Origin of the sequence: Kitasatospora sp. NPDC056446 (assembly GCF_042796115.1) — a bacterium.
Lineage (GTDB): Bacteria > Actinomycetota > Actinomycetes > Streptomycetales > Streptomycetaceae > Kitasatospora.
Window position 1 is genome coordinate 1 of sequence record NZ_JBHTRF010000092.1, and the last position, 13,384, is coordinate 13,384.

Here is a 13,384-nt window from a genome sequence, read left to right on the forward strand (position 1 = left end):
GGAACGGACGCCGTTGTCCGTTCCCGCCCGGCCGTTTCACGTACGCCGGTTCTCCTGCGCCGAGCTCCGGTGTACGCCCTCCCGGTGGGAGGGGGAGCGGTCAGTCGTGCCCGCTGCCGAGGAGGGGATGCCTACCCTCTCTCAGCGCGAGTCGCTGCCCGCCGTCTCGATGGCGGCGCGGCCTGCCTCCAGGCGCGCCACCGGGATCCGGAAGGGGGAGCAGGAGACGTAGTCCAGCCCCACCTCGTGGAAGAAGTGGACGGAGTCCGGGTCGCCGCCGTGCTCGCCGCAGACGCCGAGCTTGAGGTCGGGGCGGGTGGCCCGGCCGGCCTCGACGGCGTGCTTGACCAGGGCGCCGACGCCGTCGCGGTCGATGGTCTCGAACGGGGAGACCCCGAAGATGCCCTTCTCCAGGTAGGCGGTGAAGAACGAGGCCTCCACGTCGTCCCGGGAGAAGCCCCAGACCGTCTGGGTCAGGTCGTTGGTGCCGAAGGAGAAGAACTCGGCGGCCTCGGCGATCTGACCGGCGGTCACCGCGGCGCGCGGCAGCTCGATCATGGTGCCGAGCTTGATGTCCAGCCGGACGCCGGTGGACCGGGCGACCTCGGCGAGCACCCGCTCGCACTCGTCGCGGACCAGCTCCAGCTCCTGGACGGTGCCGACCAGCGGGATCATCACCTCGGGGCGCGGGTCCCCGCCGGCCAGCTTGCGCTCGGCGGCGGCCTCGGCGATGGCCCGGACCTGCATGCCGAACAGGCCGGGGATGACCAGGCCGAGGCGGACGCCGCGCAGGCCGAGCATCGGGTTCTGCTCGTGCAGCTTGTGCACCGCCTGGAGCAGCCGCAGGTCGTTCTCGTTCGGGTCCTTGCGGGCCTCGGCGAGGGCGACGCGCACCGACAGCTCGGTGATGTCGGGCAGGAACTCGTGCAGCGGCGGGTCGAGCAGGCGGACGGTGACCGGCAGGCCGTCCATCGCCTGGAAGAGCTCCAGGAAGTCGCCCTTCTGCATCGGCAGCAGGGTGGAGAGGGCGAGCTCGCGGTCCTTGTCGTTGTCCGCCAGGATCAGGTGCTCGACCTCCTTGCGGCGCTCCTCGCCGAGGAACATGTGCTCGGTGCGGCACAGACCGATGCCCTGGGCGCCGTAGCGGCGGGCGCGCCCGCCGTCCTCGGCGTTGTCGGCGTTGGCGCGCACGGCGAGCCGGCGGCGGACGTCGGCGTGCGACATCAGCCGGTGGACGGCCTGGACCAGCCCGCCCTGGACGTCGGCGCCGGCGTGCAGGGTGCCCTCGAAGTACTCGACCACGGGGGACGGCAGGACCGGTACCTCGCCGAGGTAGACCTTGCCGGTGGCGCCGTCGATGGAGACGAGGTCGCCCTCGTGGATCACCTGGCCGTCGGCGGTGGTGAACTTGCGGCCCTTGGTGTCGACCTCCAGCTCCTCGGCGCCGCAGACACAGGTCTTGCCCATGCCGCGGGCGACGACGGCCGCGTGCGAGGTCTTGCCGCCGCGCGAGGTGAGGATGCCCTCGGCGGCGATCATGCCGTCCAGGTCGTCCGGGTTGGTCTCGCGGCGGACCAGGATGACCTTCTCGCCGGAGCGGGACCACTTGACGGCGGTGTAGGAGTCGAAGACGACCTTGCCGATCGCGGCGCCCGGCGAGGCGGCCAGGCCCCAGGCGATCTGCTGCGACTCGGCGTTCGGGGCGAAGCGCGGGAACATCAGCTGGGACAGCTGGCCGCCGGTGACCCGCATCAGGGCCTCGTCCAGGTCGATCAGGCCCTGGTCGACGAGCTGGACGGCGATCCGGAAGGCGGCCGCGGCGGTGCGCTTGCCGACCCGGGTCTGGAGCATCCAGAGCTTGCCGCGCTCGATGGTGAACTCGATGTCGCAGAGGTCGCGGTAGTGGTTCTCGAGCTTGTGCATGATCGCCATCAGCTCGTCGTACGACTTCTTGTCGAGCTTCTCCAGCTCGGCCAGCGGCAGGGTGTTGCGGATGCCGGCGACGACATCCTCGCCCTGGGCGTTGGACAGGTAGTCGCCGTAGACGCCCTGGGTGCCGGTGGAGGGGTCGCGGGTGAAGGCGACGCCGGTGCCGGAGTCCTCGCCGAGGTTGCCGAAGACCATGGAGCAGACGTTGACCGCGGTGCCGAGGTCGTTCGGGATGCGCTCCTGGCGGCGGTACAGCCGGGCGCGGTCGCCGTTCCAGGAGTGGAAGACGGCGTGGATGGCGAGGTCCATCTGCTCGCGCGGCTCCTGCGGGAAGGCCCGGCCGGTCTCGCGCTCGACGATGCCCTTGAACACCTCGACCAGCTCGCGCAGGTCGGCGGCGTCCAGGTCCAGGTCGTCGGCGGTGCCCTTGGCGTGCTTGGCCTCGTCCAGGGCCTCCTCGAACAGCTCGCCGTCGACGCCCAGCACGGTCTTGCCGAACATCTGGACCAGGCGGCGGTAGGAGTCCCAGGCGAAGCGCTCGTTGCCGGACTGGGCGACGAGGCCGACCACCGAAGCGTCGGAGAGGCCGATGTTCAGGACGGTGTCCATCATGCCGGGCATGGAGAACTTGGCGCCCGAGCGCACCGACACCAGGAGGGGGTTGTCGGCCTGGCCGAGCTTCTTGCCCATCTCCTGTTCGAGGGCGTCCAGGTGGGCGCTGATCTCCTCGTGCAGCGAGGAGGGCTCGCTACCGGTCTCCAGGAAGACCTTGCAGGCCTCGGTGGTGATGGTGAACCCCGGAGGGACGGGGAGGCCCAGATTGGTCATCTCGGCCAGGTTCGCGCCCTTGCCGCCGAGAAGGTCCTTGAGGTCCTTGTTTCCTTCAGTGAAGGAGTAAACAAACTTCTGCTGGGACGGCACGGGTCGGTCTCCTCGTACGCGGTTGCCCTGACGCCGGAGAACATACCCATTTCGAAGGCACTTCTCTGCCCTGAATAGGCCACCCGAGGCCGGTACCCAGAGGTAACCCGCTAGATCGAATGCACATAAAGGCGTTCACCTCTGTTGGTGAAATCGTCCGCCTGACGCGAGCAACCCTTCGACTCTTGAACGCAACGAAACCGGAAGATCGTACGATCCGGACGCTGGGTAGCGACCGTGGGTCCGTCGCGTTGCCCCGGCTTGATTTCCTGCACCCGGATCGCCCGATCCCCGGCCGGCCGGCTTCGGGAAGCGTTTCACGGCCGACCTGTCCATTTCGTCCACTGACCCCGCGTCAGCCCCCACCGCATGTGGCAAGCGTCACCAGGGCATCTCACCGGTCGAACGTAGACCGCCTCCGCCGATCGTCGCACAGTGTCCGGAAACGTGCCCGTTCCGTGATCCTCGGACGCCAAAAAGGAGCCCTCCTGTCCAGAATGGACAAGAGGGCTGGGACCTAGTGGCAGGCGGGCCCAAGAGGCCTACCTCGACGGTCCGTACAGATCATCCGCCGGAGGTGTCCGATTCGGCGTCCTCGCCCGGTCGGGCGCAGTCATACGGATCGTCCAACCAGCCCTCCGGCAGGACCACCCGGTTGTTGCCGCTGGTCCGTCCGCGCGGGCCGTCCGCACCCGCCGGCCAGCCCTGCGCCTGCTCCACCTCCGACAGGGTTCCGGCCAGCTCGGCCAGCGAGGAGGAGTTGGCCAGCCGCACCCGCAGTTCGGAGCCGACCGAGAAGCCCTTGGTGTACCAGGCGACGTGCTTGCGGAAGTCGATCACCCCGCGCGCCTCGTCCCCGATCCACTCGCCGAGCAGCTGCGCGTGGCGCACCATCGCCCGCGCCACGTAGCCGAAGTCGGGACGGGCGTAGTCGGCGTCGCCCTCGAAGATCGCGACCAGGTCCTTGAACAGCCACGGCCGGCCCAGGCAGCCGCGGCCCACCACGACGCCGTCGCAGCCGGTCTCGCGCATCATCCGCAGCGCGTCGTCCGCCGACCAGATGTCCCCGTTGCCCAGCACCGGGATGTGCGCCGGAACGGACTCCCGCAGCCGGGCGATCGCCGACCAGTCGGCCGTCCCGCCGTAGTGCTGGGCGGCGGTGCGCCCGTGCAGGGCGATCGCGGACACGCCCTCCTCGGCGCCGATCCGGCCGGCGTCCAGGTACGTCAGGTGATCGTCGTCGATGCCCTTGCGCATCTTCATCGTCACCGGCAGGTCGCCCGCGTTGGCGACGGCCTCGCGCAGGATCTCGCGCAGCAGGTTGCGCTTGTACGGCAGCGCCGAGCCGCCGCCCTTGCGGGTCACCTTGGGGACGGGGCAGCCGAAGTTGAGGTCGATGTGGTCGGCCAGGCCCTCGTCCGCGATCATCCGCGCCGCCTTGCCGACGGTCACCGGGTCCACCCCGTACAGCTGGATCGAACGCGGCTTCTCGCTCGGGTCGAACCTGATCAGCTGCATGGTCTTGGCGTTGCGCTCGACCAGCGCCCGGGTGGTGATCATCTCCGAGACGTACAGGCCCTTGCCGCCGCTCTGCTCCCGGCAGAGGGTGCGGAACGGGGCGTTGGTGATGCCGGCCATCGGCGCCAGCACGACGGGCGGCCACACCCGGATCGGGCCGATGTCGAGCGGCGCGAACTCGGTGTCGGACGCGGTGGGTGCGGGCGTGGCTGTCATGCGCGGCTGACCTCGGGTAAGGGGGACGGGACTCTCCATTGTCCCCCACCCGGGTGAGCGGCCCCGCTGCGGCGGACCCGCGCGGGCCCCCCGGGGCGGGCTTCAGGACGGATTGACGGTGATCGACCCCGAGGTGACCGTCGCGTGGATCCGGTTCGGGCTGTCCGCGTCCGCCAGCTGCGGGTCGATCCGGCCGTCGCCGGAACCGACCTCGCTGGAGAAGGCGTAGCGGCTGTCCCTCGGCACCGTCATCGTCAGCGAGCCCGAGGTGGCCCTGGCCTCCACCCGCTCCGGGGCCCTGGCGAAGCCCAGCTCCATCGAACCCGAGGTGGTCCGCACGTCCACCCGCCGGGCGCTCAGGTTGGTGCCCTGGATCAGCCCGGAGGTGGCGCGCGCCGACACGTCCCCGGAGGTGTCCACCAGCAGCAGCTCCCCGGAGCCGAGCGACACGTCGACCGCCCCGCTCAGGCCCTCCACCCGCACCGAGCCGGAGCCCACCGCCCCCGACACCTCGGTCGAGGCCGGCACGTCCACCTCGATCTCGGCGCCGCAGCCGAAGTCCGCGACCGGCAGGACCTGCCGGCAGTGCAGCCCGACGGTGAGCAGGTCACCGTCGGGGACGGTCGTCACCACCGGCTTGCGCACCATCCAGTCCAGCCGCTGGTGGACCACCACATGGCCGTCCCGGCCCGCCCGCACCTTCACCGAGGCGTTGCCGGTCTCCAGCCGCAGCCGGTGGATCGGGCCGTCGTGCGACCAGTCCGCCGTCGTCTGCTGCTGCGCCACCACCGACCAGCTCTGCAGCCCGCCACCGACCATGACCAGGACGATCGCGGTCGTCCCGGCCACCCGCCATGCCTTCGCGACCGCCACCGTTACCCGACCTCCAGGAACCGCAGCACCGCCATCACCCGGCGGTGGCTGTCCTCGGCCGGCGGCAGCGCCAGCTTGGTGAAGATCGAGTTGATGTGCTTGGCCACCGCGCTGTCACTGACCACCAGCGAACCGGCGATCGCGGCGTTGGAACGGCCCTCCGCCATCAGCGCCAGCACGTCCCGCTCGCGCGGGGTCAGCCGTTCCAGCGGATCCCGGTGCCGGCGCACCAGCAGCTGGGCGACCACCTCCGGGTCCAGCGCGGTGCCGCCCTCGGCGACCCGCTGCAGCGCCTCCACGAAGTCGTCCACATTGGCCACCCGCTGCTTGAGCAGGTAGCCGACCCCACTGGTGTTGGTCGCCAGCAGGTCCGCGGCGTAACGCTCCTCCACGAACTGCGAGAGCAGCAGGACGGCGACCTCCGGCCACTGCCGGCGGATCACCATCGCCGCCTTCACGCCCTCGTCGGCGAAGCCCGGCGGCATCCGGACGTCCGTGACCACCACCCCGGGCCGGTGCTCCTCGACCGCGGCCAGCAGTTCGACGGCGTCCCCGACCGCGGCCACGACCTCGAAGCCCACCGCCTCCAGGACCTTGACCAGCCCGGCCCTCAGCAGGACCGAGTCCTCGGCGATCACAGCACGCACGGCAACTCCACAGTGATGGTGGTGGGGCCCCCGAGGGGGCTGAGAACGGACAGCGTGCCGTCGACCGACGCGGCGCGCTGGCGCAGACCGGTGAGCCCGGTGCCCCGCGAGGCGTCCGCGCCGCCCACGCCGTCGTCGGTGACGACCAGGCGCAGCCGGCCGCCGGCCGTCCGCACCGAGAGGTCGACCCGGTTGGCCCGGGCGTGCTTGGCCACGTTGGTGAGCGCCTCGGAGACCGTGAAGTAGGCGACCGCCTCGACGGTCGGGGCCACCGCCTCCGTCAGGTCCACGTCCAGGCGCACCGGCAGCGGGGCGCGCGCCGCGATGCCCGACAGCGCCGCGTCCAGGCCACGGTCCTCCAGGACCGCCGGATGCAGGCCGCGGACCAGGTCACGCAGCTCGTCGATGGCCGCCTGGGCCTCCTCGTGCGCCTCGACGATCACCTGCATGACCTCCGGCGGGACGTCCTTGAGGGTGCGCCGGGCCAGGCCCAGGTTCATCGCCAGGGAGGTCAGGCGCTGCTGGGCGCCGTCGTGCAGGTCCCGCTCGATCCGGCGGCGCTCGGTGTCCACCGCGTCGACCAGCCCGGCCCGGCTCTCGGCGATCTCCTCGACCCGCCGCTCCAGCGCCTCCGCCCGGTCGGGGCCCAGCAGCAGCCGGGCCGCCCACACCTCCAGCCCCGCCAGTACGGACGCCGCCCAGGGCAGCACGACCAGCAGCAGCACCCCGACGGCCGTCAGCCCAACGTCCAGCCCCGCCAGCTCCGACCGCAGCCCGGTACCGACCGGCATCAGCCAGATCCAGCCGTACAGGGTGGTCAGCACCACGGCCGTCCCCCAGAGGTACACCACCCCCACGGCGCCCGCCGCGAGCACCGGGCCGACCACCAGGTGGTACAGCACCTGGCGCCAGGTCAGCCCCAGCAGCAGGGCCCGGAGACCGACCGGCCGGCGCGGCGGCGGGATCTCCACCCCGTGCAGGGCGCGCAGCCGGCCGCGCTGCAGCGCGGTCAGCGGGCGGGTGCAGACCAGGACCGCGGCGAGCAGCGGGAAGAGCAGCTTGGACTCGGTGAAGGCCAGCCAGACCGGCAGGGCCACCGGGATCCCGGCGGCTATGAAACGGGTGTCCCGCCAGGCGCCGGGCGACCACGGTGGACGCCTGAGGCTCCTGACGAGCGCTCGGCGCAACGTGGTGGAGGACATGCCGGACAGCGTAGGGCCCGGTGATCAACAGCCGCCATGAAGGGGGGTGCCCTCCTGGGGTGTACCTGGCTACACCCCCGATTCGGGGCGGAGCACCACCGACAGGAGGGGGTGCCGGGCGAAAGGCTTGGGGACATGACGAGCACCGCACCGCACTCCGCCACTCCGCCGCACGGGCGGCGCCTCCCCGGGAACCACGGGGGTGCTCCCGGGGGCGCGCTCCACCCGGCGTCGGAGCCGGAGGGGTCGCTGCCCGTCGGGGCCGGGCCCTGGTCGGTCCGCAGTGTCGGTACCGGCCGCGGCCGGGCCGCGCTGGAGCTGTACCAGCACGGCGAGCTGACCGACGTCCTGGTCGCCGCCCGGCTCACCCCGCAGCTGCTGCGCGGGGCGAGGCGCAGCCCGTCCGGCGGGCGGTCCTGGCACGTGCTCGCCTGGGGCCGGCTGGCCGAGGGCGCCGCGGCGCCCTCGGTGGAGTTCACCGGGCGGCGGGCGCTGCGGGCCGCCCGGTCGGCGCGGGCCGCGCAGTCCGCGGCCGTGGCCGTGGTGGCCGGGCGGTTCTGGCTCGCCTGGGCCGAGGGCCCGTTCGACGCGGTGCTGGTCGGGCACCCGGCGGGCGGGCCCACCGAGCGGCTGGCGCTGGAGCGGGTCCGGTTCCGGGTCCGTCCGGCGGGGGGTGCGGCATGAGCACCGCCGTCCTCACCGCCCGGCCCCTCGGCACGGCCGCCCCGTTCGTCCTGCCCGAGCGCTTCGCCCGGGTGCCCGCCATGGCGGCGGTCGCCCTGCTGCCCTGGCTGGCCATCCTCGCCGCCTGCCACGAGACGCCGTGGGTCGTGCTCGACCTCGTCGAGTTCTCCGCCCTGCTCTCGCTGGACGCGCTGCTGCGCCGGCGCAGCGCCGCCGCGCTGTGGGCGGGCGCGGCGGCAGCCGTGCTGCTCACCGGCGACGCGCTGGCGGACATCGCCTGCGCCGGGCCGGGGCACGCGGTGATCGCGGCGCTCGTCATGGCCTGCTGCGTCGAGCTGCCGCTCGCGGCGGTGTGCCTGCTGCTCGGGCGGGACGCGGCCCTGCGGGCCTGAGGCCTGCCTGAGGCCCGTTCTGAGGGCCGTTCTAGAGCGAGGTCGGCAGGTGGTCCATCAGCGCGCGGGTCCCGTCGTCCAGCGGGGTGTAGGTGATCATCCGGGTGCCCATCCGGGGGCTGAGCCAGAAGTTGGTGTACTCGCAGCTCAGCAGGCCCACGCCGGGCACCTGGAACCGCTTGATGCCGTTGACCGGCCGCATCACGTCGTGCCGCTGCCAGAGCTCCGTGAAGTCCGGCGAGGCCCTGAGCACCCGGGCCAGCAGCGCCTTCCAGGCCGGCTCCGAGCTGTGGTCGGCCATCGCCGAGCGGAACCGGGCCACCATACCCAGGCGTTCGGTGCGGTAGTCGACCAGCACCTCGCGGAACTGCGAGGGCGTGAACGCCATCCACATCAGGTTCCGGTCCTCGGGCGGCAGTTCGGCGAGGTCGCCGACGATCCCGGTGTACTGCGCGTTGTACGCCAGCACGTCGTAGCGGGAGTTGACCACCACCGCCGGGAACGGCGCCAGCTGGTCCAGCAGCAGCCGCACGCTCGGCGTCACCGTGGGGCACTCCAGGACCGGCGCCGGGTCGTCCGCGCCCGCCAGGGTGAACAGGTGCGCGCGCTCGCTCGGGTCCAGCAGCAGCGCCCGGGCCACCGCGTCCAGCACCTGGGCGGACACCTGGATGTCCCGCCCCTGCTCAAGCCACGTGTACCAGGTCACCCCGACGGCGGCGAGCTGCGCGACCTCCTCCCGGCGCAGCCCGGGCGTGCGGCGGCGGCCGGTCATCGGCAGGCCCACCTGCTCGGGCGCGATCCGCTCCCGGCGGCTGCGCAGGAACGCGGCCAGCTCGTGCCGACGGGCGTCGCCGGCGCCGACCGGGCCGAACGGGCGCGGCCCGGCGGCGGCGGTGGTGGGGGCGGCGGCGGGGGCGCCGGGCGGCGTGGTGGCGGCCGGCGTGGTGAGGGCCGTACGGGCTTGTGCGGCGGGGGTCAGCAGGCTCATGCTCCCCAGCATGCGGCAGCCGTCAGCCTATTGCCAGGTACTTCTTATACCTGGATAACCACACTCTGGTACCAGGGTACGGAGCGGCGGATCGTATGACCCGTGACCCAACAACTCGCCGTCGCCCCCACCCCCGGCCGCACCGCCACCACCCCCGGCACCGCAGCCACCCGCGCCCTCGCCACCGACGCCCCCTCCGCTCCGCCCGCCGGCCCCTCGCTCGGCACCGCCGGGCTGGTCACCGTCCTGCTCGGGGCCTTCCTGCCGATGCTCGACTTCTTCATCGTCAACGTCGCCCTGCCCACCATCGACCAGGACCTGGCCGCCGGACCCGCCGTCCTCGAACTGGTCGCCGCCGGCTACGGCATCGCCTTCGCCGTCCTGCTCGTCCTCGGCGGACGCCTCGGCGACATCTTCGGCCGCCGCCGGCTCTTCGTCGTCGGCGCCGCCACCTTCGCCCTCACCTCGCTGGCCTGCGGCCTCGCCCCCGACGCGTGGTCCCTGGTGGCCGCCCGGGCCGCCCAGGGCGCCTCGGCCGCGCTGCTGATCCCCCAGGTGCTCGGCACCATCACCGCCGCCACCGACGGCGCCCGGCGCGGGCGGGCGCTCAGCGTCTACGGCGCGGTCGGCGGGATCTCCGTGGTGATCGGCCAGGTGCTCGGCGGCATGCTCGTCGCCGCCGACCTGTTCGGCAGCGGCTGGCGCTCCGTCTTCCTGCTGAACGTGCCGTTCGCACTGCTCGCCGTGGTCCTCGCGGTCCGCTACGTCCCCGAGAGCAAGGCCCCCCAGGCCGCCCGGGTCGACATCCCCGGCACCGTCCTGCTCACCGCCACCCTGCTCTCCCTGCTCATCCCGCTGATGGAGGGCCGCGCCGCCGGCTGGCCGCTCTGGTCCTGGGTCCTGCTCGGGCTGTTCCCGGTCTTCGCCGTCTCCTTCGCCCTGGTGGAACGCCGCGCCGAACGGCGCGGCGACATCCCGCTGGTGCCGCCGACCCTGCTGCGCATCCCGGAGATGCGGCGCGGCCTCGGCATCGCGCTCCCCTACTTCGCGGGCTTCGGCGGCTTCATGTTCGTCATCGCGGTCGCCCTCCAGCAGGGCCTCAAGCTCGGCCCGGTCGCGGCCGGCTGGGCACTCGTCCCGATGGCCGTCGGCTACTTCAGCGCCTCGCTCGCCGGCCCGCGCCTGATCGGCCGCTGGGGCAGCCGGGTGCTCAGCGCCGGGGCCGTCGTCCAGGCCGCCGGCCTCGCCACCCTCGCCGTCACCGTCCTCGCCGACTGGGCGCACTTCTCCCCGCTGCGCATGGCCCCGGGCGTCGCCCTCGCGGGCATCGGACAGGGCCTGATCGGCACCCCGCTGTTCCGGGTCGTCCTCTCCAAGGTGCCCGCCGCCCGGGCGGGCGTCGGCAGCGGGGTCCTCGCCACCGGCCAGCAGTCCAGCCTCGCCTTCGGCGTCGCCACCCTCGGCACCCTCTACCTGTCGCTCTCCCCCAGCCTCGGCATGGGCCGCACACTCGCCCTCTGCCTGGGCATCCAGCTCCTCGGCTCGTTCACCATCCTCTACCTGACCACCCGGCTCCCCCGGTCCATCGGCTGAGCCACCGGGCCCCCGGGCCCGGGCGCCGGCGGACGGCCTCGCGATCGCACGCCGATCGCGAGGCCCTCGGCGCTCCCGGGGCGCGGGCGGCGGCTCGAGGACCTGGTCCGCGACGGCACCATCGACCCGGAGAACGCCGCCACGGCACGCGGCCTGGCCGACTGGACCCCGCCGGCCTTCATCACGTACGACAAGCGCCTGGCCGACGCGGCCGAGGAACGCGACCTGCCGGTGGTCGCGCCCGGTCGGCCGACCGGCTCCCGATAGCGGACCCGTTCGAGGCCCCGGCCCCGTCGGATCCACCGTGCGATTCACGTTGGAACCATTCGCACACGGGGAAAGCTGCCACCATGACCTTCACCCTGCTGTTCCTGCTCGCGCTCGTCGCCACCATCGTCGGTACCACCGGCCTCCTGGTGCGCCGGGAGCAGGCGCGCCGGCTCCACTCGGACGACGTGGAGGGGATGCTGATCGAGCGGCAGCGGACCGCCCGGGCGGCGTCGCTGCGGACGACCTATTCGAGCATGGCCGTCCACCACGGCACCGGCCTGGTGGCCGACGACGTGTACCGGCACCAGGCCTGACGCCCCCCCGGGGCGGCGCCCCGGCTCACCGGGGCGAGCCGGCTCCCCGGCACAGGGCCGTGTCCACGACGGCCTCCAGGTGCCCGGTCACGGCGTAGTCGGCCGGGACGGTGGTCACCGCGATGTTGACGGCGCGGCCGTCGTCGGTGGCGCCGCCCCGGGTCTCGTACCCCGGGATGTCGCCGCCGTGCCCCCAGTAGACCCCGCCGCAGGAGAGCGGCCGGGCGAAGATCCCCAGCCCGGCGCCCATGCCGCCGTCCCCGACCGGGACGGTGGTGCGCATCTGGGCGAGTTGGGCGGCCGGGAGGAGGCGGCCGGGGACGAGCAGGTCGGTGAAGAAGCGGTTGAGGTCGGAGTCCGTGGAGATCATCTGCCCGGCCGCCCAGCCCGCCGAGGGGTCCATCTCGGTGAAGTCGCGCAGCGGCCCGTCGGCGGCGTCCCTGCGGTAGCCCTTGGGGTGGGGCTCCCGGATGGTCCGGTCGCCGACCGCCGGGAAGTAGGTGTGCCGCAGCCCGAGCTTCCGGACGATCCGCCGGTCGATCTCCTCGGCGAGCGGGCGGCCGGTGACCTTCTGGACGATCAGCCCGGCCAGCACGTAATTGGTGCTGCTGTAGCCGAACTTGGTGCCCGGGTCGAACACGGACTTCTGCCCGAGGGCGAGGTCCAGGAGTTCGCGCGGCTCGAAGTACCGGTTGCGGAGCGAGGCTTCGTCGAGGAGCCCTTCATAGTCGGGCAATCCGCTGGTGTGCTGGAGGAGTTGGCGGACGGTGATGTGCCGCCCGTCGATCCCCTCGCCGTGGACCAGGCCGGGCAGGTAGTCGTCGACCTTGGCGTCGAGGTCGACCTTCCCCTCCCCGACCAGTTGCAGGACGAGGACGGCGGTGAAGGTCTTGGTGTTGCTGCCGATCCGCACCTGCCCGTCGACCGGCACCTTCGCCCCGGTGGCCAGGTCCCCCACTCCCGCCGTGTAGTGCCGGGCCCGGCCGTCCCGGCCCTGCACGGTCGCCAGCGCGGCGGGCAGGCCGTCCGTCCGCACCAGCGCGTTCAGCCCCTGCTGTACGGGGTCCGGACCGGCGGCGGCAAGAGCGGTGGACGGCATCAGGACGCCGAGGGAGGCGGCCGCCGAGAGTGCGAGCGCGATGTGGCGGATCTTCCTGCGCACGAGTCAACTCCTCTGGGATCGTGGGGAGTGGAGCCTCCCTGGTCACGATCGCCAGTCTGGTCGCACGGTTCGCAGGCGACCTCCCCCGATCGGGGGAGCACCGCCGCCGGTCTCCAGGCGGGCCGGAGGGGTCAGGGCAGGCCGGAGGGCTCACGGCCGGGCGGGCCCGCGCAGCGGCAGTGTCCGGCTGTAGACGACGCTCGTGGTGGTGCTGCCGAAGCCGGCCAGCTCGTCCATGAGGGTTTCCAGGTGCTCCATGGAGGTCGCCGCCACCTTCAGGGTGTAGCAGTCGTCGCCGGTGGTGCGCAGGCATTCCAGGACCTCCCGCCGCTCGGCGAGCAGCCGGCGCAGCGGCTCGTGTCGGTTGCCCGGGTACTTCAGCCGGACGACGGCGAGCACCGGGTAGCCGACCTTGGCCAGGTCGACCACGGCGTGGTAGCCGGTGATGACGCCCAGCGCCTCCAGGTTCCGCACCCGTTCGGTGGTCGCCGACGGGCTGAGGCTCACCCGTCGTCCCAGCTCGCTGAGGGAGATCCGGGCCTCCCGTTGCAGCTGTTCGATGATCGCCCAGTCGGTGTCGTCAAGATTCACGGCCATGGCGCGAATCTACCGGGAGAACCACGGGAAACCGCCGCTCACGGCGGGAAGTCTCCATTCCGTTCGCCATGATCACGG

At 72.8% G+C, this 13,384-nt stretch carries 12 protein-coding genes; 4 read left to right on the forward strand and 8 right to left on the reverse strand.

Going from position 1 to position 13,384, the window contains the following annotated elements:
- Window positions 1-141: 141 nt before the first annotated feature.
- The 5 genes from ppdK to ACFQ6N_RS35235 form a co-directional block, all read right to left on the reverse strand.
- Window positions 142-2,850 (reverse strand): pyruvate, phosphate dikinase, encoded by a 2,709-nt coding sequence (ppdK, locus tag ACFQ6N_RS35215; protein ID WP_380657975.1) that lies wholly within the window; start codon window positions 2,848-2,850, stop codon window positions 142-144.
- Between the two features lie 564 nt (window positions 2,851-3,414).
- Entirely contained in the window at window positions 3,415-4,584 is a 1,170-nt protein-coding gene (gene dusB, locus ACFQ6N_RS35220; protein WP_380657977.1) for a tRNA dihydrouridine synthase DusB, read from the reverse strand.
- 102 nt (window positions 4,585-4,686) lie between these two features.
- A complete protein-coding gene (locus tag ACFQ6N_RS35225) occupies window positions 4,687-5,457 on the reverse strand; it encodes a DUF4097 family beta strand repeat-containing protein (protein ID WP_380657978.1) in 771 nt (256 codons plus the stop codon).
- 2 nt (window positions 5,458-5,459) lie between these two features.
- Window positions 5,460-6,104, reverse strand: a complete 645-nt coding sequence (locus ACFQ6N_RS35230; RefSeq protein ID WP_380657979.1) for a response regulator — start codon at window positions 6,102-6,104, stop codon at window positions 5,460-5,462.
- A complete protein-coding gene (locus ACFQ6N_RS35235; protein WP_380657980.1) occupies window positions 6,092-7,306 on the reverse strand; it encodes a histidine kinase in 1,215 nt (404 codons plus the stop codon). The genes ACFQ6N_RS35230 and ACFQ6N_RS35235 overlap by 13 nt, the downstream gene beginning before the upstream one ends.
- A 135-nt stretch (window positions 7,307-7,441) precedes the next feature.
- Here ACFQ6N_RS35235 and ACFQ6N_RS35240 point away from each other — a divergent pair, with 135 nt between their 5' ends.
- Window positions 7,442-7,990, forward strand: coding sequence for a hypothetical protein (locus ACFQ6N_RS35240; protein WP_380657981.1), 549 nt, complete (start codon window positions 7,442-7,444; stop codon window positions 7,988-7,990).
- Window positions 7,987-8,382: a hypothetical protein gene (locus tag ACFQ6N_RS35245; protein ID WP_380657983.1), complete on the forward strand. Its 396-nt coding sequence runs from the start codon at window positions 7,987-7,989 to the stop codon at window positions 8,380-8,382. The genes ACFQ6N_RS35240 and ACFQ6N_RS35245 overlap by 4 nt, the downstream gene beginning before the upstream one ends.
- A gap of 31 nt (window positions 8,383-8,413) precedes the next feature.
- On the opposite strand, the gene ACFQ6N_RS35250 is transcribed toward ACFQ6N_RS35245, so the two are convergent.
- The gene (locus ACFQ6N_RS35250) at window positions 8,414-9,370 is read right to left on the reverse strand and encodes a helix-turn-helix transcriptional regulator (RefSeq protein ID WP_380657984.1); all 957 of its coding nucleotides are present in this window, start codon (window positions 9,368-9,370) and stop codon (window positions 8,414-8,416) included.
- A 102-nt stretch (window positions 9,371-9,472) separates the two neighbouring features.
- On the opposite strand from ACFQ6N_RS35250, the gene ACFQ6N_RS35255 reads away from it, so the two are divergent.
- Together ACFQ6N_RS35255 and ACFQ6N_RS35260 are read left to right on the forward strand one after the other, a co-directional pair.
- Window positions 9,473-10,963: an MFS transporter gene (locus tag ACFQ6N_RS35255; RefSeq protein WP_380657986.1), complete on the forward strand. Its 1,491-nt coding sequence runs from the start codon at window positions 9,473-9,475 to the stop codon at window positions 10,961-10,963.
- 350 nt (window positions 10,964-11,313) lie between these two features.
- Entirely contained in the window at window positions 11,314-11,547 is a 234-nt protein-coding gene (locus ACFQ6N_RS35260) for a hypothetical protein (protein ID WP_380657987.1), read from the forward strand.
- 25 nt (window positions 11,548-11,572) lie between these two features.
- Here ACFQ6N_RS35260 and ACFQ6N_RS35265 read toward each other — a convergent pair whose 3' ends face one another.
- A complete protein-coding gene (locus tag ACFQ6N_RS35265) occupies window positions 11,573-12,646 on the reverse strand; it encodes a serine hydrolase domain-containing protein (RefSeq protein ID WP_380658024.1) in 1,074 nt (357 codons plus the stop codon).
- Window positions 12,647-12,859: 213 nt separating this feature from the next.
- Window positions 12,860-13,306, reverse strand: a complete 447-nt coding sequence (locus tag ACFQ6N_RS35270; RefSeq protein ID WP_380657989.1) for an Lrp/AsnC family transcriptional regulator — start codon at window positions 13,304-13,306, stop codon at window positions 12,860-12,862.
- Between the last annotated feature and the right edge of the window lie 78 nt (window positions 13,307-13,384).